Raw genomic sequence first — 15,051 nt, 5'->3', positions numbered from 1 at the left:
CAGGGCGCGACGCCGGAGCAGCCGGGCGCGCACCATCACCGTGACCGCGCGACGCGCTGCGGCCTTCTGGTGACGCGGACGGACAGGCCACGCCCGATCCAGCGCGTCACCTTGGCCGCGTCATGCGTTGTACCGATGATCCGCGCGGCCAATGCCACGCCGGACAGATACCAGCGCACCCACCACGCAACGCGAACCGAGATCGTGACTGTGTGCTGTGCCATTACGTGCGGCCCCTGTATCCCATGTCCTGCCGGGTCTTGGCGTCGTGGCATCCGGTCTTGCGCCCGTGGGCATCGCGGGATACGCACAGCACCTGCGTGTTTGCGTCGGCGTCTTCGCCGCCATCGAACAGGCTTACCTTGTGGTCCAACTCGAAGCCGTGCGGGTACAGGGTCAACGATCCACAATGCGCGCAGTGCGGATCAGCGGACCAAATGCGCAGCCGACGATCTTGCAGCTTGCGGCCCGTCATGCGCTTGGCGCTAGGCGTGGGCGCGGGGGCAAGCCTGGCCCCCACTGTCGCGAGTCGTGGCTTAAGTGTCTTGAGCTTCATGCTGTCCCTCTTGTTCTTGCCGGGTGTCACCAACTGCACGCCGCCCGACGCGACGACCCTAACCCCGCTCGCCATGCCCAGCGCGCGGCCCTCGGTGACGAAGGGTGGAGTGTCTTATCCAACACAACAAATAAATTGCTTCATACATCATTTATGATGTATAATTCCTTATCGATTCAACGAAGGGGAGGTAATGAAATACAGCGAGTTCAGGCGGTGGCTGCTGAAACAGGGAGTGAAGTTAGAACCCCACAAATCAGGTAGCAGCCACTTCAAAGCAACCCTTGGCGATCTGCAAACCAGCTTTCCAGACCACGGCAGTAAAGAAATCGGTATGGGGTTGGTGCAGAAGATCAAAAAGGATCTTGGACTGAAATAAAGGAGGGGGCCCGAAAGGGCCACCTCTCACCCGTTGTATGAATGCCTCCCCAATCAAAGAGGACACACCATGTTGACCTACTGCTACACCCTGACGCCGGACACGAACGGCACGAACCTGATTCAGTATCCGGACCTGCCGGAAGGCGCATCCGTAAGTGAAGACGAGCACGACCTACAAGCCAACGCATCAGAAGGGCTTGAGGCCGTGCTACAGATGTACATCGACGCGCGCCGCCCTATCCCGCTGCCTGAAGCCGTCGGCGACGGCAGCGTGACGCTAGGCGCACTGCCTACCGCGAAGGTCTTCCTGTCAAACGAGATGGTGCGTCAAGGAGTGCGAAAAACCGAACTCGCGCGGCGACTCGGCATCCACAACCCCCAGGTTGACCGCCTCCTGGATCTGGCGCACAGTTCCAAGCTGGAAGCGATGGAAGCTGCGTTTCGAGAATTGGGCCGCCGCTTGGACATTTCTGTCGCCTGAATCGGGGTGGCTCTATGCGCGTACTTATCGTTGACGATGATTCGGACACCGCCGAGCTGACGGCCGAATGCTTGATGGTGGATGGCGACGTCACCGTCCAGGTCGTCAGCAACGGTGACGCTGCACTACGCGCGGTTGCCAACTTTGCGCCCGATGCGATTCTTCTTGATGTCGATCTCCGTGGCGAGTCGGGCCTTGACTTGGCGCCAGAACTAAAGAGGCTATGCCCGGGCGGGGAACCTCGCATCATCGTATTCAGCGGCACCGTTCCGAGATTAAACTTTGGATCGTTACCGGCAGGCGTAGACGCCTGGCTTGCCAAACCTGCGCACCTTGCGGAAATTCAAGCGTGTATTACAGGAAAACCCCATTCCACCTGAAAGCGCATCGGCAGCTAAAGTCTGCCCCCACCAGCTATTGGCCCGACCAACTCTGAATCAGAAGTTCGCGCCTGGGCACGCCAGCGCCCCCGGCCACCGTGTACCGGATGTCCAGGACGTGCATGGGAAACCCGGCGAACACTTGCCGCATTTCCGGATGATCGTTGACGCTGACTAGCGCTCGGCTTTTCATCGTCCGCATGGCGTCCGCCATCGCGGCATATTGCTCAAGCCCGAACTCGACGCCGTAGCCCGCCGTGGCCCAATAAGGCGGATCCATATAGAAAAGCGTGTGCGGCCGGTCGTATCGCTTCACGCAATCCAGCCACGGCAAATGCTCGATGAAGATGCGCGCGAGGCGCAAATGCGCCGCTGGCAGCGTTTCCTCCAAGCGCAGCAGATTCAGGCCGGGCGGCGACGTCGTTGCCGTGCCGAACGTCATGCCCTCCAGCTTGCCGCTGAAGCAGTTCTGCATGAGGTAATAGAACCGCGCCGCACGCTGAATGTCGGTCAGCGTTTCCGGCCGGGTTTCCTTCTGCCACTTGAACATCTGCCGGCTTGAGAGCGCCCATTTGAACTGGCGTACAAACTCTTCCAGATGATGCTGCACCACCCGATACAGGTTCACCAGATCGCCGTTGATGTCGTTCAGCACCTCCACCTTGGCTGGTTCCGGCCTCGCGAATAGCAGAGCCGCGCCCCCGGCGAAAGGTTCGACGTAGCAGGAATGCTTCGGAAAAAAGGGAAGAATCTTGTCAGCCAGGCGGCGCTTGCCACCCAGCCAGGGAATGATCGGTTTTGCCACTTGTGAACGTCCATGTAAACTGACCCCCGCCTGTACAGGTGGGACGGCCTTGGGTCGATCACGGGTCACTCCGTGTTTCGGCTGTCAATGAGGGAACTCGCGATTCTCTCGTTTTCGCCGTCTTCTTCAATTAATAATTAGCCCGGCGCGGCATACGCACCGAACCAGAACCATGGAAATTGACGATACCGGTAAGGAGCGGCGTAACGCGCTGCTTGTGTCGGCACTGATTTTCGCTGCCGCGTTTCTGCACTTGAAGGTCCCATCCATCCTCGCAGAGTTCTTCAAGTTCGAATTGAACTCTACGTACGCCTATCGCGCATGGCTTCTGGCTGCGTGCCTGGCGGGCTATGTCAGCCTCCGCTATCACTTTAGTGACGCGCGAAAAGCGGCTTCCTTGGCCTCTAATCAGGATTTCGCGCTATCCATCGTCACCGACATGCGCCGTATATTCCATGATCGCCCCGTCGATGGCGGGGTTGCGTTCTTCCACTGGCAAAAACTGTTAGGGGAGCTGGGGCTCGCGGATAGTGAATTCGTAGCCTACGTCAGCCCTCGCCATTTCCGGGTTCGCGCATATCGCTTAACCGGGCATGAGCTTCGCATTCGTTGGCAGATAGATCCCGCCCTCCTGACCCGGCACGATGCAATAGCGCACCGCATTCCAGATGAGATCGCGACGGAGACGGATCTCAATCACGCATCAAGAGCCAAGATGAAAATCCAGGGGACTCTCCATCGCCTTTTCTGGAGCAAGTCCGCAATTGAAGTCACAACAGTTTATGTTGTCGGTCTCGCTGCAATAGCGATTTGCCTTCATCGGGCATACACCCTCTTCCACCCGGCCGCGAGTTCCTCAATAGGCTAGAAAGCAGAAAGCCCGCCGGTCCCGCAGGCGGGCATTTAAAGCTGAGACGGCTGTCAATTTGAAGATACAGAGCCGACTATGGAAGCCTCGATACGATGAACGAGACTTCGTTTTGATGGTTAGGGTACCGACTATTTTGGAGCGCTGCGAAGTCTTTCTTGGAGATTCGGTGGCGGTAAGCGTCGTGCAACTCAACCATAAACTGGTTTGCCTCGGCTTCCGTATCGACGGGCATGCGCTTGTAGTTCGGATCCGCCTTTATCTGCTCCACCAGCGAGTCGAACCATGCTGAGAACGGCTTATCTTCCAGGGCCGCAACAACGCGAGGGTCGGTATTCGCCGCACATCCCTGTATCACGGGCATAGCCAATACGCAGGCTAGTAAAACAGCGCGACCGACGTTCCTGACTCTCATTGTCATGCTCACATCTCCATGGCTTCTTAGATAGGAGCAATAAAGATACATCGATATGAGCCTAGCTAGAAAAAAAGGTCGCGGGCAAAGCAAAAAACCGCCGACTTTCGCATGGCGGGTATCGTTGGGCGCAATCAGCTTGGATATTTGTCTTGACGGCCAGACGCCAGCTCGAAGGCTCGCGCCGCTTCGTCAGTGATTTCGGCGTCAAGTACGTCATATTTCCAGCCGCGCCTCGGCGGCCAGGGAACGCCCAACAACGTGAGCTGCTTTTTGTTGTAGCCCCCGTTGGGGGTTTGCCATCGAAGCAGCCAATAGTTAGTGACCAGCATTCGCGCACCTCGAAACAAAAAAAAGCCCGTCGCTTTCGCTTACGGGCTCCCTCTAGGCGGACTTCTGAGGAAATCCGTTAATGCATATTGTGATGGCAGATTTCCGCAGTGTCAAGGATCAAGGGATAAATCCACCCTCTCGCAGCAGTTTTTCAGCCATCGCGTGCGCGGCCTGCTCAACGCCGTACACCGGATCATCGCCGGCCTTCTTCTTGCGCGTACCCCGAATCCAGTCCGTGGCCTTCACGCTCGCCCGCTCCGCGCTCGCACGACTGCACTCGTTAGCCGAAGCCAGTTGGTCGAGCGTCGGCCGCCAGTCGGGATCGAAATGGCGGCGCATCAGCGCGTACCGCATCTCGGCGTTGATGCTGCGCATGCCCAGGTAGTCGGCCAAGTAGTTGGCCAGCATCCGCAGCGCCCCCACCCATTCCAGATGATCGCCAGCCGTGCCGCATGACTTGCAGCGGGTCTTGCGCTGCCCGTACTTCGCATACAGCAGCGCGAAGTGCTTCGGCGAAAGGCGCTGCTCCAGAAACTTGCGCGTCTTGCCTATCTCGGCCGCGCCATCCATTCCGGACAATGGGCCAGGCTCGCCCAGGCGTTCGTCTGCCGCGCGCGCCATGGCCGGGCGGCCCGAGGTGTGCCGCTCGTCACTGAACGCATATGCGAGCGCAACGGCCGTGCACGCGAAAGGCGCTTTGTGGTCGTTCATGCCGCCCCCGGCAAGGAGTAGATCGAATACGACGGCTCCGGCTCACCGGCCGGCTTGCCGTCCTTGCGGCGGGCCTCGATGCGCAACCACGCCTCCAACTGCTCCTGTGCGCGTCCATGGTGGCCGGGCTGCGTATTCCAATTGAAGAGAAATTCTTCCCGAACAGCTTCCGGCTGGCGCAGCAGGTGACGAGCCAGCAGTCGGTCTAAGACGGGCCGGTCGGCCAGCGCGACCACTCCGCCGCAGCGCCAGCAATGGCAGCCGGTGCCACCCTTCTCCGGCCGCAACTCATACAGCACCACGCGCGCCGGTTGTTTATGGCCGCGCGCCATTTGCGCGGGGACTTCCTGCCAGAGGGATTGGCAATCGATAGTTTGGGTAAGCATGAACGTCCTTAAACGATTCCAGGGTTGTAGGGAGGGACGCGCAACAGCCGCGCCACAAGCTCAACCGCAGAGCCGTCTCGGACGGAACTCTCGGTAAAGCGCAACACCTTCCAGCCCGCAAGGGTGGCGGCGTTGTACTTCTCGCAATCAGCGACGAATCCGGATCCACGGGTGTGACGCCCGTTTGTCCATACGCCGCCTTCAATCTCGACCGCGAACTTCTGTTCGGGCCAAGCAAAGTCGATGCGCCACATACGCGGCGGCGCGAAGCGGTATTCGCGTTGCGGCTCCAGCACCTTGAGGGCGCGCAGGTCGCGGGCAAACCTTTCCTCGAGCGCACTCGGGACCTTTGGGGCGCGTTTGGCGGTCATCTTCGCCACGGGGCCCCGCACAGCACGGGTCGCCATCACGCCGCCCCCAAGCGCGCCAACGCTCGGTTGTGGCAGTTCACGAGAATCGTGTGCCATTCGGCGCGGCGGGCCCAATAAGTCCGGCGGCATTCCTCGACTTCTGCCACGTTGAATTCCTTCATCTGCACCAATTCCATTAGCCGGTTCTCGATCTTGGCCGGCAGCGCCTCTGTGTTCTTCTGTACCGTCATCTACTTGCCTATGTCCTGTGCTATTGCCTATCCGGCTTGGTGGACAGACCTCGCCCATCCAGGGGAGGCCTTCACATGCTGTCCGTCTCGGAGCCACATGACCCGTCAGCCTTTTCGATCAAGGGTGCTAACTTCGCCGCCCTCGCCCCTGTCTCAGATCTATCCCACAGTAGGAGCCTCTCCCTCGCGCCGCTGTCGTTAAGCTATGTCCGACCAGCGCAAGTGCAATGCACCGCGTTACCCGCCCATAGCGGTTCTCCTAGCGGCCATCAGCTTCATGGCGACGGCCAGCACTCCAGCACGCATGTGCAGGTCGTTGGCGTCCTCGCCAACCGCGTCACTCATGCAATACGCAAGGCCGGCTTCTTTCGCTGCCCGCTCGCCCGCCCCACTCTTGTCGTTGTCGGCGAAGGCGTACTTCTTTCCCTGCACCTGGGCGGCGGCGTAGCGCATGTTGCTGTCGCTGAAGCACACAAGCACGGCAGCATTTAGGCGCAACTGCTTGATCGCGGCATCGATCGACAGACCGGTGGCATAGCCTTCGCAGAGGACCGTCTCAAGTGCTCTGTCCGACCCGATTCGAAGCACCGCGCCGGTGGCCCGCATACCGGTCGCCATGCGCTTGACCCACGCTCGTTCGGTCGAATCCCAACGCACCGTCTGCACGCCCAGGATGCGGTTGTCCGAAACGTCACGCATGGGGATCACCAGGGCTTCGTCGGGCGCGACGAGCCCTTTCGTGTCCGGAAAACCCTTGCGATGCAAATACCCGTGTGCCAGCGGAATGCAGCTACGGAGCAGCGTCTCGGCCTGGCGCGCGGCCTGGATCTGGCGGGCGACGCGGCGTTGCCTGTCCGCATCTCGCTTGCGTGCCCACTCCCGCTTTTCCTCGTCCGTCCAGGGCTTGAACTCGCCGCCGTACCAGTGGACTTCGCCGTCACCATCCCAGGCCATGACCCAACCGCGCTGGCCGTCCCAGAAGTAGGCTCCGTTTTTGCTGCGTTCGTGCGCCGTCGTGGCGCAGCGCCGGATACGGTCGCTCGGATACAGATCGCCAACCAAGACGCCACAAGCCCGCGCAAACTCGCTAAACGTTTGCATTCGCGCCCCCCTTCTCCTTACCCTTCAGAAATGCCAAGCGCAGGGATGTGATCTTTCCCAGGGTGTTGCGCGTCGGCGGTGTGTTCGGCATGTCGTGGAATTTCCAGTCCCAGGACGGCCACTCGCCGGTAATGTCGTGGAACAAGGCCCGCGCACGCTTCTCCTGCTTGTCCTCGGCGGATTTCTCGCGGGCGTAGGTGCAAAGCTGCTCAAACAGATGCCGGCGGTCGTCGGCGAGTTTCTTCTTGCCCAGCATGACGGGAAGCATTTCACCTGCCTCGACCTCTACCAGCGCTTGCTTCTGCACCTCGAAGCCGCAGGCCATGCAGCGGCGTGCGAACGGCGTATGGCCGCATGACGGGCAGCCTTCGCGCTCGGTGTCCTTCGTCTCGCGGCGGATCTCTTTGTCCAGCTTCTCGCCCGCGTCCAGGGCGATCAAACCGTTGTAGAAAATGTTCTCGAAGTCCTTCAGGAATCGGACGAAATTGCCGCTGTGATCCAACAGGATGCAATCCGTCTTGCCCGTTTCTGGAGACGAGCGCAGACCGCGCCCCCACATCTGAATCGCAGTAGAAAGCGACTTTCGCAGTGGGCGGCAGTCGATCACGCAGCCCACGTCTTTCACGTCAAAGCCTTTGGCCAGCGCCTCAACGCTGATCAGGATGCGGATGACCGAATCGGGCTTCTCGTACTCCGCAAGGAGCATGTCACGCTCGGTTTGCGTCGTGTTCTGGCTGTAGACAGCGGCCATGACACCGGCCTCATTGAACTGGCGACATAGCTCCTCGCAATGAGCGATGGTCGAGCCGAAGCAGATGGTCTTGCGCCCTTCGCCGTACCGGATCCACTCCGACACCACGTCGCCGACAATGCCCATGCCGCGCTCAGCGGCTGCGGCCTCGGTCCATTCGCCGCCGGCCGTGGCCGCCCCGTCCATGTTGACGCGCTTCGCGCTCAAGACGTGCATCGGGACGAGAATCCCCTGCTGCGTCAGATCATTCATGGTGGCGGCGTTGATCAAGTTCGTGAACAACTTGCCCAGCCCTGGCGAGAACGGAGTGGCCGATAGACCAACGACAGACGCCGAGCATGTCTGAATGTGGTCCGTCCAGACGCTCAGTTGCGTATGCGCCTCGTCAATGATGATCACGTCCGACGCCGGCCAGCCACGGCTAGCCAGGGTCTGAGCGCTGGCGATCTGGAAAGGAAGACTGGGATTCACGCGCCAGTGGCTGGCCTGGATCACGCCGTGATTGTTCAGGCCGTAGCTATCCGCCGCCTTGCTCGTCTGGTTGATCAGCGCCACACGGTCGCAGACGAACGTCGCACGTTTGCCGCGCTGCAAGGCCTCATTCGCGATGCGCAAGCCAAGGTAAGTTTTTCCCGCCCCCGTAGGCGCCATGATGAGCTGATTCTTGTGGCCGGCGCGCCGGCCCGCGCGCAGGTCTTCGTGCGCGGTCTGTTGGAAAGGCCGGGGCGGCGGAAAGGTGGTGGCCGCCATAACGGCCACGTCTTCGGGAAAGAGAGCGTTATTCATGCGGTCCCGGTCCTTTTCTCCAGCGCGTCAAGCTTGCGCTTGTATGTCCTCGCAGCTTTGACGGCAGCGTCCTTTTCGTTGATCAAGCCGTTCACGCGCGTCAGCAGTACGCGGTTCTCTTCCGTAAGCCGGGCGATCTCGGCCATGGCAGCCGCAAGCTGACCGTCTGCCTCAAAGACGCGCGCCATCATCTGGTTGTCATCCAGAAGACGCTGGTAGTCTTCCAACGCGTCCGCCGCGAGGTCTTCATGGCTTGCGCCGTCATTAGCGCAACCCGCTTCTGCCGGGGGCGCAGAGTTCGCCCCCGGCTGGCTCTGCACCGCTGACGCTTCATTCGAAGGCGTCACAGCGCGCGCAGCTTCCTTAATGGCTTGCGGGCCCGCAGCCGCCAGCGCGGCCTGCTCTTCTTTCGGCAGATCTGCGATGGCGTGGGCGTCCTTGAGCGATACCGCCCCGGACTTCACCGCGTCCTTGATTTCCGGCGCGGCCTCGCGTTTCACTTTCCCAGCTTGTTTCATGGTGCGAACGCTGGCACCGGCCGCTTCCGCCATCTTCGCCACGGTCGGCGGAAATGGTGCACCGGGTGCACCTTTATCTGCTGCGGGACGACCGGCCGCGCGCCAGTCCCACAATTCGGCCTCAATAAGAGCCCAGGCGCCGACCGACAGGTGGCGGCGCTCCTTGTTCTGCGCCTTAACGAAATCGACCGGGTCTACGTCGCCCAACTGCGATTCCGGGCAAGGCATGCCCATCTCGACACAGGCGCTGTATCGGTGCCAGCCGTCGATCACCATTCCTTCGTACAGGAAGATGGGGTTTTGGACGCCGATGTTCTCGATGCTGTCTTTGAGCGCCTGGAACTCGGCGGCGCTCATGGCCGGGAACGCGGCCGACAGGGGGTGCTGAACGTATGCCATGTTCACGCGTCTCCTGTGCCAATCCACACGGCTCCAGATGCCGCAGGCGTGGTTGTGTCGCCGGGCACGTGCAGAGGAGGGGCGAAGGTTGGCCGCGCACACTTCTGGGTTCGGCTGACAGTAGATTGAGGCACTGCCTCGCGACCAGGAAGGTGACTCGCGGCACTCTTCACGGTCGCCCCCGCCCCGACATACTCATGGAGCGCGAGGAGTTTGACGCCTAGTGAATAGGTCGGCTCTGAGTGCCGGCCAGTATTCAATTGTGAAATCGCGGCCTGCGAACAGCCGAGTGCCTCGGCAACCGCCAACTGCGACCACCCACACTTTTTAAGCCCCCTCACAATGGAAGCCCATTCGACGGCGTTCCCGCTCTCGAGCTTAAACATGGGGGGCCTCCGACGTGGAATGTGCAAGGTCAGGCCAAAGGCTTTGCCAATCGTTCGGGTGAAGTCGCACGAAAGCCGCAAAAACGCGGTCCGCGATCTTGGGAGGTAAATCGTCGGGCCATTGGCGCACTGCCTGGTAGCTAATTCCCAGTGCCGAAGCTGCCGCAGTGATGGACTGGCCCAACATTTCGATTGCACGAACTTTTTTCATGACCAAATTGAATCATGATTCAGTATGATGTGCAACCATAATTCAATCCACACAGGCGAAACTTTGAATCATGATTCAGACCTACGCAGACCGTCTCCTTCTCGCCATGAGCCAGCGCAATGTCGATGTGACAACGCTCGCCAAAGCGCTGGGCATGAGCTATCAGGGCGTGAAGCGCGTAACGGACGGCAAATCCAAGGCATTCACCGCCGCCAACAATGAAGAGGCGGCCCATTTCCTGCGCGTCTCGCCAAGATGGCTTGCTACCGGGCAAGGAGATATGGACGCGGGCGCGGTTCGCGATCCGGATCCGTGGCCGTTACCGTTCGTTGAAGAGGCGGATGTGAGAGCTTTGGCACCGGAGCAATTAACGGCGCTGGGTGTCGCTGTTGCTTTGGCTGTTTCGCAACTGAAGCTCAATATCAAGGTGACGCCGCAAACGCCTCCAGTACAACCCCCATCGGGCGTGCCATTCCGGGACCACAAGCCGGGCGCACTCGTTGACATGGACGCCGCCGACGATCCGTTCCCGATGCGCATCCCTGGCCTTCCGCCCGCACCATGGGAAGCAGACAAAATCTCGCTAAGACCTGCACCCCCGCCCAAAATGAGCAGTGAAACGGGTGTCATAGCCAATGTGGGGCCAGGTGAGCCCCACGCAGCGAACGACAGGTTCGAGAAGGTCCCTGAATTGGCCGACGTGCGGCTTGCTGCGGGCGATGGGATCGAGAATCACAGCGAAGATCAGACTGGCATGATCCAGTTCCGCCGCTCCTTCCTCAGATCGGTGGGCGCCGACAACGGAAAAGCACGGGTGGTGTATGCAAAAGGCGACAGCATGGAGCCTGTCATACGTGATGGAGCCGCCTTGCTGGTCGTGCTGAGCGAGAATCTTACTGTTCGGGACCTCGCCGCCGGCGGTGTGTACGCGATCAACTACGACGGAAAAATGCTGGTGAAAACCGTGGCCAGAGACAAGCTCACGGGGCGCTGGGTCGCACGTTCATTCAACCCGGCCTACGCCGATATCGCCCTCGAGAACGGGCATCCGGTGCGAGTACTGGGCCAAGTGGTCTGGACTGGCGCGCGACTCCGCGACGACGAGGCGGGTCAGTGGGTGCCACATCGATAGGATGCGTCGGTGCAATGAAAAAACCACCCATGGGTGGTTTTTTTTTGCCCCGCCATCGGCCAAAGGGATGAATTATGATTGACCAACAAATTGAATCATGATTCAATGCGTACACGGTGTTCACTTCACCGGAGCTTTTTAAAGGCCGCGAGCGATCTTTCCACGATGCGGCCTCCAAAAGCAAAGCCCCAAATCTGTTAGCGCAGACCCGGGGCTTTCGAAGTACCGCAGTTAGCGCTGCGGCCTCACATATCTGGACAGCCGAAGGAGGCCAACATGTCCAAGGAAAATATCCGCCCGCAAGGCGCGGAGGGGATTTCTCACGCCTGCACTTTAGCACAACCCCCCCATAAGTCGGAATCTGGTAATTCATCCAGTAGCTGCCCGCCTGCCTTCGCCCATCTGGCGGACTTGCTCCAACGAGTCTCAAACGACCTTTATCAAGCGCGTGCGCTCTTTGTCGCGATTGAAGATCGAGTCAAAGACGAAGACGGCTCTGCGCTGGGCATGCATATTGAAGCGTTGGGTCAGATCGGGTCGGACATTAGCGAGCGCAATGGCGAAGACCTCTCGAACACGATTTGCACCCTTCGTGGCTACCTCGTGGCGCAGGCTCACAGGGGTGCGGCATGAACGAGCGCACCGATACCGTTTTGTGCATCAAGCCCGTCCAGTATCGCGAGTACGCCGAGATCGCAAAGGCTCATGGCCTCGCGTTGCGTCTGTTCGACCAGCCCGCGCAGGTGATTGGCCTTCGGTCCGGATTGGATGCCTGCGTAATCGATGCCACGTCGGACGCAGTAGTGGGATCGCTCACTGAGGTCGCGGCTCTGCTCCTTTCCACGACGATAGACACAGGCCACATCCGCCGAACTGGCAAAAGCCGTTTCGAATGTGATGTGTCGCAGCTTACCGACGCTGAGATGTATCGCTTTTGGCTGTTTCATGAGATCGGACACAGCGCGGACAACTACTGCTCGCTATCTTTCCAGTTCAGCCCGGCAGCGGGCGATCCAGAGTTCCGCCGCGAGACGTTGCGCCGGATATGGCAAGCGAACGAGATACTTGCTGACCGTTGGGCATGGGCCCAGGTCTGCGACCGCCCGATGCCTAAGACCGAATGCGGGAGTCGCGATGAGGATGCCATCGAAGCTGAACTTGCATTCCTCGATGGTGTGACGGGCGGGCGCAGGAACTACACGACAGGGCTGAAGCCCCACGTCGAGCCAGGCCGGTACCGGACTGTTCCGCTACGAATGCTGGGCCGGAAGGACGCCCACATCTGGGTCGGGCCGGACATCGATCCGAGCGTGAAGCAGCGGGCAGTCGACTACGAGGCACGAGCCCTGGAAAGCCCCGCAAACCAGTTGCCCGAAAAGCTGCTTATCAACGGCATCACTGGCCGCCCCGCGTTTAGGGCCGGCTCCTCCACTCATGAATTGTCGGAGGTCGCATGAGCAACATTCCCGCCCCCCAAGATTTGGCTTCGATGGCGTGGGAAATCCAGTCTCTTTTCGATGCTCTGGACGAACTCATGCCGCTGGATAACGCATCCAATCCCCCCGCGCTCCACGGCCTTGCCTCCGTTGGGCGGGCGCGCGCCCAAGAGCTTGCTAATCACCTATCCAAGGTGGAGGGCTTCACCAATGCATAAGCCTCGCAATCCCACCGAACAGCTGGCGGCAGCAGTCCGCGGCCGTGCGCTCTACACACGCCTGTACGACAAGGCCAATGCCGAGCTCTCCGAAGTTAAGGGGCAGGCAGCTGACCTGCGCGAGCGCTGTGCCACGCTGGCCAGTGCGCTGGAAATTACTACCAGCATTCTGGAAGCTTCGACAGATCCGCACCTGAAAGCCAGCGCCACGGCGGCGCGGAACCTACTTAGCACTGCGGGGCTCGCCCCGACGACGGAGGCGAAATGAAGCAATCCGACTTGAACCACCTGCGCCGCCTTCTGGGCTGGGTCCGATGCGATATCGGCCAGTCGCCGGGCGAGCTTCAGCAGACCATGATCGACGTGGCGGACGGCCTCGGCCATCCTGAAATCAGCCGAGAGGCGAAGGCCAGAATGGTGGAAGCCTACCACCGCGCAGAATCCATTCCTTTGTACGTTCGAGCGGCCGTCAAGGCTTTGGAAAAGGCACTGACCAACGGCGGGCCGCGCGGTGGCGTTGGTACGACCTGCGCCACCGACGAAACCCGTTACGTTGACCGTGGCGCTGCGGGCGGGTCAGGGCTGCCGCTTTCGGACTTCGCTATGGAGCGAGGGATGGCCGAGGTCGGCATTACGGTATGGGGTCCTCGCGCGGAGGACTGGGTGGCCGGCGTGGGGTACGCGGTCCGGCTGATGCGCGAGTGCTTGCCGAAGGCGGCAGCGGCGGCGCTTCCGAACCACGTCAACGCGGCAAGCAATCCGATAGCGTGCCGCGATGCCCCGGCGGCGGCGCCCACCCTTCGCCGGGACGACACCGGCGGCGCGGGCGCGGCCCGCCTCGTCAACCCGATTTTGGCCCAGAACGTTGATGCGATCGGCATTGATACCCGCTGCGCCAGAATGCTGCGGAGTCATGGAATTCGACGGGTCGGCGAGCTCGTGACGTACTCGACCGCCGATCTGCTGCGGATACCGAACTTCGGCAGAAGATCCTTGGGCGCAGTCGAAGAATGCCTGCAAAAGCAGGGCCTGGCACTGGAACCGGCACGCCTGCATCCGGTACAGGAGAGCGAGACATGCTAACTTCTCGCCTTTCTCAACGCGCCCACGCCCAGCCCTTTCGCTGGCCGTTCCCACCCAATGGAAGAACCGAAAAAACCGCGCCGCCGCAAGAAAGAGCCGGACACCCTGTATTGCTCGTTCTGCAACAAGTCTCAGCACGAGGTCAGCAAGTTGATTGCGGGGCCAAAGGTGCTGATCTGCGACGAATGCATCGAAATCTGCAACGAGATCATCGTGGAAGAGGAATACCTGCTCGCGGACCGGAAGGGCGCCCTGGCGGCGTACATCGTGAAGCAGCAGGAAGAAGTGGCCGAAATCCAGCAGCGCATCCTCAAGGCCGCTCGCGCGCTTGGTGCGTCGATAGCACCTTGGGGCGATACGCGGCACTGACCGTATTGACGTTCGCCTTGACCGGCTGCTCAAAAGATCCGGTCTCCGTGTCCAGCACGGACAACCAGGGTATCCAGGTTGCCGAGTTGTTCACGCATAAGGGCGTGACCGTCTTCCGCTTCTACGACGCCGGCCGCTGGGTCTACTTCACCAGCAAAGCCACCGACGTAACTGCGTCGCACGTCGAGTACTGCGGCAAAGGCTGCTCGCGATCGGTGACTGTCGAGACAATGGGCGCCGACGCGCTGGCGCGAGGTCGGAAACCATGACGAAGCTCGTATACAGCGTCGGCGAACTGAAGGAAGTGATTGGCTTGGCGAAATGGACGGTGTACGACCTCATCAAGAAAGGCCAGTTTCCCCACCCGGTCCAGTTGAGCGCAGGCCGGGTTGGCTGGCGAGCCACCGACATTCAGCGATGGCTCGATGAGCGGCCAACGACCGCCGAAACGCCCGAAGCCTGACCAAGATTCAGGTGGACCAACAGAAAGGCCCCAACCTCGATGAGATTGGGGCCTTTTTGCAGGTGGTCCACTTTTCGGTCCACCTAGCGGTTTTTCTTGCACTGCGGAAATCCGGAGACCCGCATGGATATTGGTCGGGGCGGTGGGATTCGAACTCACGACCCTCTGCTCCCAAAGCAGATGCGCTACCAGGCTGCGCTACGCCCCGAAGGGTGGCAACTATACCAGAATCCCGGCCCCCCGGGCGTAGACGCGCCGCGCGGTCGTGCGAACGTGGTCAT

At 60.6% G+C, this 15,051-nt stretch carries 26 protein-coding genes, 1 tRNA gene and 1 pseudogene; 13 read left to right on the top strand and 15 right to left on the bottom strand.

Features of this window, described 5'->3' with window-relative positions:
• Nucleotides 1–35 precede the first annotated feature (35 nt).
• Both YH64_RS24590 and YH64_RS24585 read right to left on the bottom strand, forming a co-directional pair.
• Nucleotides 36–224, bottom strand: coding sequence for a hypothetical protein (locus YH64_RS24590; protein WP_082134617.1), 189 nt, complete (start codon nt 222–224; stop codon nt 36–38).
• Nucleotides 224–556: an HNH endonuclease signature motif containing protein gene (locus tag YH64_RS24585; RefSeq protein WP_046806914.1), complete on the bottom strand. Its 333-nt coding sequence runs from the start codon at nt 554–556 to the stop codon at nt 224–226. The genes YH64_RS24590 and YH64_RS24585 overlap by 1 nt, the downstream gene beginning before the upstream one ends.
• 193 nt (nt 557–749) lie before the next feature.
• On the opposite strand from YH64_RS24585, the gene YH64_RS24580 reads away from it, so the two are divergent.
• From YH64_RS24580 to YH64_RS24570, 3 genes are all read left to right on the top strand, one after another.
• On the top strand, nt 750–935 hold the full coding sequence (locus tag YH64_RS24580) for a type II toxin-antitoxin system HicA family toxin (RefSeq protein ID WP_046806865.1): 186 nt from the start codon (nt 750–752) through the stop codon (nt 933–935).
• Between the two features lie 69 nt (nt 936–1,004).
• Nucleotides 1,005–1,418 (top strand): type II toxin-antitoxin system HicB family antitoxin, encoded by a 414-nt coding sequence (locus tag YH64_RS24575; RefSeq protein WP_046806866.1) that lies wholly within the window; start codon nt 1,005–1,007, stop codon nt 1,416–1,418.
• Between the two features lie 14 nt (nt 1,419–1,432).
• The gene (locus YH64_RS24570) at nt 1,433–1,798 is read left to right on the top strand and encodes a response regulator (RefSeq protein ID WP_052946093.1); all 366 of its coding nucleotides are present in this window, start codon (nt 1,433–1,435) and stop codon (nt 1,796–1,798) included.
• Between the two features lie 34 nt (nt 1,799–1,832).
• Here YH64_RS24570 and YH64_RS24565 read toward each other — a convergent pair whose 3' ends face one another.
• The gene (locus YH64_RS24565) at nt 1,833–2,603 is read right to left on the bottom strand and encodes a DNA adenine methylase (protein ID WP_046806867.1); all 771 of its coding nucleotides are present in this window, start codon (nt 2,601–2,603) and stop codon (nt 1,833–1,835) included.
• A gap of 172 nt (nt 2,604–2,775) precedes the next feature.
• Between YH64_RS24565 and YH64_RS24560 the strand changes: the two genes are divergently transcribed.
• The gene (locus tag YH64_RS24560) at nt 2,776–3,471 is read left to right on the top strand and encodes a hypothetical protein (protein ID WP_046806868.1); all 696 of its coding nucleotides are present in this window, start codon (nt 2,776–2,778) and stop codon (nt 3,469–3,471) included.
• Between the two features lie 76 nt (nt 3,472–3,547).
• Here the strand turns inward: YH64_RS24560 and YH64_RS24555 are convergent, their stop codons facing one another.
• From YH64_RS24555 to YH64_RS24505, 11 genes are all read right to left on the bottom strand, one after another.
• Nucleotides 3,548–3,892, bottom strand: a complete 345-nt coding sequence (locus YH64_RS24555; protein WP_046806869.1) for a hypothetical protein — start codon at nt 3,890–3,892, stop codon at nt 3,548–3,550.
• A gap of 128 nt (nt 3,893–4,020) precedes the next feature.
• On the bottom strand, nt 4,021–4,218 hold the full coding sequence (locus YH64_RS24550; protein ID WP_143215522.1) for a hypothetical protein: 198 nt from the start codon (nt 4,216–4,218) through the stop codon (nt 4,021–4,023).
• 118 nt (nt 4,219–4,336) lie between these two features.
• The gene (locus YH64_RS24545; RefSeq protein WP_046806870.1) at nt 4,337–4,930 is read right to left on the bottom strand and encodes a hypothetical protein; all 594 of its coding nucleotides are present in this window, start codon (nt 4,928–4,930) and stop codon (nt 4,337–4,339) included.
• Nucleotides 4,927–5,316 (bottom strand): hypothetical protein, encoded by a 390-nt coding sequence (locus YH64_RS24540; RefSeq protein WP_143215521.1) that lies wholly within the window; start codon nt 5,314–5,316, stop codon nt 4,927–4,929. Before YH64_RS24540 ends, YH64_RS24545 begins: the two co-directional genes overlap by 4 nt.
• Before the next feature lie 8 nt (nt 5,317–5,324).
• A complete protein-coding gene (locus tag YH64_RS24535) occupies nt 5,325–5,687 on the bottom strand; it encodes a hypothetical protein (protein WP_052946097.1) in 363 nt (120 codons plus the stop codon).
• 35 nt (nt 5,688–5,722) lie between these two features.
• Nucleotides 5,723–5,917 carry a hypothetical protein gene (locus YH64_RS24530; RefSeq protein WP_046806873.1) on the bottom strand — a complete coding sequence of 65 codons (195 nt, stop codon included), beginning with the start codon at nt 5,915–5,917 and terminating at the stop codon, nt 5,723–5,725.
• A 237-nt stretch (nt 5,918–6,154) separates the two neighbouring features.
• Complete coding sequence (locus YH64_RS30860) at nt 6,155–6,523, bottom strand: toprim domain-containing protein (protein WP_370512776.1); 369 nt, start codon at nt 6,521–6,523, stop codon at nt 6,155–6,157.
• A 481-nt stretch (nt 6,524–7,004) separates the two neighbouring features.
• Complete coding sequence (locus YH64_RS24520; protein WP_255444721.1) at nt 7,005–8,555, bottom strand: DEAD/DEAH box helicase; 1,551 nt, start codon at nt 8,553–8,555, stop codon at nt 7,005–7,007.
• Nucleotides 8,552–9,472 (bottom strand): hypothetical protein, encoded by a 921-nt coding sequence (locus tag YH64_RS24515; protein ID WP_052946094.1) that lies wholly within the window; start codon nt 9,470–9,472, stop codon nt 8,552–8,554. Before YH64_RS24515 ends, YH64_RS24520 begins: the two co-directional genes overlap by 4 nt.
• A 2-nt stretch (nt 9,473–9,474) precedes the next feature.
• A complete protein-coding gene (locus YH64_RS30855) occupies nt 9,475–9,858 on the bottom strand; it encodes a helix-turn-helix transcriptional regulator (protein WP_143215520.1) in 384 nt (127 codons plus the stop codon).
• The gene (locus tag YH64_RS24505; protein WP_082134618.1) at nt 9,851–10,069 is read right to left on the bottom strand and encodes a Cro/CI family transcriptional regulator; all 219 of its coding nucleotides are present in this window, start codon (nt 10,067–10,069) and stop codon (nt 9,851–9,853) included. Before YH64_RS24505 ends, YH64_RS30855 begins: the two co-directional genes overlap by 8 nt.
• A 70-nt stretch (nt 10,070–10,139) precedes the next feature.
• Between YH64_RS24505 and YH64_RS24500 the strand changes: the two genes are divergently transcribed.
• The 9 genes and pseudogenes from YH64_RS24500 to YH64_RS24460 all read left to right on the top strand — a co-directional run bounded on the left by YH64_RS24500 (nt 10,140) and on the right by YH64_RS24460 (nt 14,770).
• Nucleotides 10,140–11,201: a S24 family peptidase gene (locus YH64_RS24500; RefSeq protein ID WP_046806875.1), complete on the top strand. Its 1,062-nt coding sequence runs from the start codon at nt 10,140–10,142 to the stop codon at nt 11,199–11,201.
• 276 nt (nt 11,202–11,477) lie between these two features.
• Nucleotides 11,478–11,834 carry a hypothetical protein gene (locus tag YH64_RS24495; protein WP_143215519.1) on the top strand — a complete coding sequence of 119 codons (357 nt, stop codon included), beginning with the start codon at nt 11,478–11,480 and terminating at the stop codon, nt 11,832–11,834.
• Nucleotides 11,831–12,658, top strand: a complete 828-nt coding sequence (locus tag YH64_RS24490) for a hypothetical protein (protein WP_046806877.1) — start codon at nt 11,831–11,833, stop codon at nt 12,656–12,658. Before YH64_RS24495 ends, YH64_RS24490 begins: the two co-directional genes overlap by 4 nt.
• Nucleotides 12,655–12,855, top strand: a complete 201-nt coding sequence (locus YH64_RS24485) for a hypothetical protein (RefSeq protein ID WP_046806878.1) — start codon at nt 12,655–12,657, stop codon at nt 12,853–12,855. Before YH64_RS24490 ends, YH64_RS24485 begins: the two co-directional genes overlap by 4 nt.
• On the top strand, nt 12,848–13,123 hold the full coding sequence (locus tag YH64_RS24480; RefSeq protein ID WP_046806879.1) for a hypothetical protein: 276 nt from the start codon (nt 12,848–12,850) through the stop codon (nt 13,121–13,123). The genes YH64_RS24485 and YH64_RS24480 overlap by 8 nt, the downstream gene beginning before the upstream one ends.
• The gene (locus tag YH64_RS24475) at nt 13,120–13,938 is read left to right on the top strand and encodes a DNA-directed RNA polymerase subunit alpha C-terminal domain-containing protein (RefSeq protein ID WP_052946095.1); all 819 of its coding nucleotides are present in this window, start codon (nt 13,120–13,122) and stop codon (nt 13,936–13,938) included. Before YH64_RS24480 ends, YH64_RS24475 begins: the two co-directional genes overlap by 4 nt.
• Nucleotides 13,939–13,995: 57 nt before the next feature.
• Nucleotides 13,996–14,158: pseudogene (locus YH64_RS24470) on the top strand (ClpX C4-type zinc finger protein); the annotation flags it as partial.
• A 154-nt stretch (nt 14,159–14,312) separates the two neighbouring features.
• Nucleotides 14,313–14,576, top strand: coding sequence for a DUF4884 domain-containing protein (locus YH64_RS30270; RefSeq protein ID WP_046806880.1), 264 nt, complete (start codon nt 14,313–14,315; stop codon nt 14,574–14,576).
• The gene (locus YH64_RS24460) at nt 14,573–14,770 is read left to right on the top strand and encodes an AlpA family transcriptional regulator (protein WP_046806881.1); all 198 of its coding nucleotides are present in this window, start codon (nt 14,573–14,575) and stop codon (nt 14,768–14,770) included. Before YH64_RS30270 ends, YH64_RS24460 begins: the two co-directional genes overlap by 4 nt.
• 131 nt (nt 14,771–14,901) lie before the next feature.
• Here the strand turns inward: YH64_RS24460 and YH64_RS24455 are convergent.
• A tRNA-Pro gene (locus tag YH64_RS24455) sits at nt 14,902–14,978 on the bottom strand.
• Nucleotides 14,979–15,051 lie beyond the last annotated feature (73 nt).

The sequence above is a fragment of the Achromobacter sp. LC458 genome, assembly GCF_001005835.2.
In the GTDB taxonomy this organism is placed as follows: Bacteria; Pseudomonadota; Gammaproteobacteria; order Burkholderiales; family Burkholderiaceae_B; genus Achromobacter; species Achromobacter spanius_B.
Note: the sequence above shows the minus strand (reverse complement) of the source record. Positions and strands in the feature narration are given on the sequence as shown.

Coding starts and splice junctions, on each gene's coding strand:
- YH64_RS24590 (WP_082134617.1), bottom strand. CDS start 224: ATGGCACAGCACACAGTCACGATCTCGGTTCGCGTTGCGTGGTGGGTG.
- YH64_RS24585 (WP_046806914.1), bottom strand. CDS start 556: ATGAAGCTCAAGACACTTAAGCCACGACTCGCGACAGTGGGGGCCAGG.
- YH64_RS24580 (WP_046806865.1), top strand. CDS start 750: ATGAAATACAGCGAGTTCAGGCGGTGGCTGCTGAAACAGGGAGTGAAG.
- YH64_RS24575 (WP_046806866.1), top strand. CDS start 1,005: ATGTTGACCTACTGCTACACCCTGACGCCGGACACGAACGGCACGAAC.
- YH64_RS24570 (WP_052946093.1), top strand. CDS start 1,433: ATGCGCGTACTTATCGTTGACGATGATTCGGACACCGCCGAGCTGACG.
- YH64_RS24560 (WP_046806868.1), top strand. CDS start 2,776: ATGGAAATTGACGATACCGGTAAGGAGCGGCGTAACGCGCTGCTTGTG.
- YH64_RS24555 (WP_046806869.1), bottom strand. CDS start 3,892: ATGACAATGAGAGTCAGGAACGTCGGTCGCGCTGTTTTACTAGCCTGC.
- YH64_RS24550 (WP_143215522.1), bottom strand. CDS start 4,218: ATGCTGGTCACTAACTATTGGCTGCTTCGATGGCAAACCCCCAACGGG.
- YH64_RS24545 (WP_046806870.1), bottom strand. CDS start 4,930: ATGAACGACCACAAAGCGCCTTTCGCGTGCACGGCCGTTGCGCTCGCA.
- YH64_RS24540 (WP_143215521.1), bottom strand. CDS start 5,316: ATGCTTACCCAAACTATCGATTGCCAATCCCTCTGGCAGGAAGTCCCC.
- YH64_RS24535 (WP_052946097.1), bottom strand. CDS start 5,687: ATGACCGCCAAACGCGCCCCAAAGGTCCCGAGTGCGCTCGAGGAAAGG.
- YH64_RS24530 (WP_046806873.1), bottom strand. CDS start 5,917: ATGACGGTACAGAAGAACACAGAGGCGCTGCCGGCCAAGATCGAGAAC.
- YH64_RS30860 (WP_370512776.1), bottom strand. CDS start 6,523: ATGCGGGCCACCGGCGCGGTGCTTCGAATCGGGTCGGACAGAGCACTT.
- YH64_RS24520 (WP_255444721.1), bottom strand. CDS start 8,555: ATGAATAACGCTCTCTTTCCCGAAGACGTGGCCGTTATGGCGGCCACC.
- YH64_RS24515 (WP_052946094.1), bottom strand. CDS start 9,472: ATGGCATACGTTCAGCACCCCCTGTCGGCCGCGTTCCCGGCCATGAGC.
- YH64_RS30855 (WP_143215520.1), bottom strand. CDS start 9,858: ATGTTTAAGCTCGAGAGCGGGAACGCCGTCGAATGGGCTTCCATTGTG.
- YH64_RS24505 (WP_082134618.1), bottom strand. CDS start 10,069: ATGAAAAAAGTTCGTGCAATCGAAATGTTGGGCCAGTCCATCACTGCG.
- YH64_RS24500 (WP_046806875.1), top strand. CDS start 10,140: ATGATTCAGACCTACGCAGACCGTCTCCTTCTCGCCATGAGCCAGCGC.
- YH64_RS24495 (WP_143215519.1), top strand. CDS start 11,478: ATGTCCAAGGAAAATATCCGCCCGCAAGGCGCGGAGGGGATTTCTCAC.
- YH64_RS24490 (WP_046806877.1), top strand. CDS start 11,831: ATGAACGAGCGCACCGATACCGTTTTGTGCATCAAGCCCGTCCAGTAT.
- YH64_RS24485 (WP_046806878.1), top strand. CDS start 12,655: ATGAGCAACATTCCCGCCCCCCAAGATTTGGCTTCGATGGCGTGGGAA.
- YH64_RS24480 (WP_046806879.1), top strand. CDS start 12,848: ATGCATAAGCCTCGCAATCCCACCGAACAGCTGGCGGCAGCAGTCCGC.
- YH64_RS24475 (WP_052946095.1), top strand. CDS start 13,120: ATGAAGCAATCCGACTTGAACCACCTGCGCCGCCTTCTGGGCTGGGTC.
- YH64_RS24460 (WP_046806881.1), top strand. CDS start 14,573: ATGACGAAGCTCGTATACAGCGTCGGCGAACTGAAGGAAGTGATTGGC.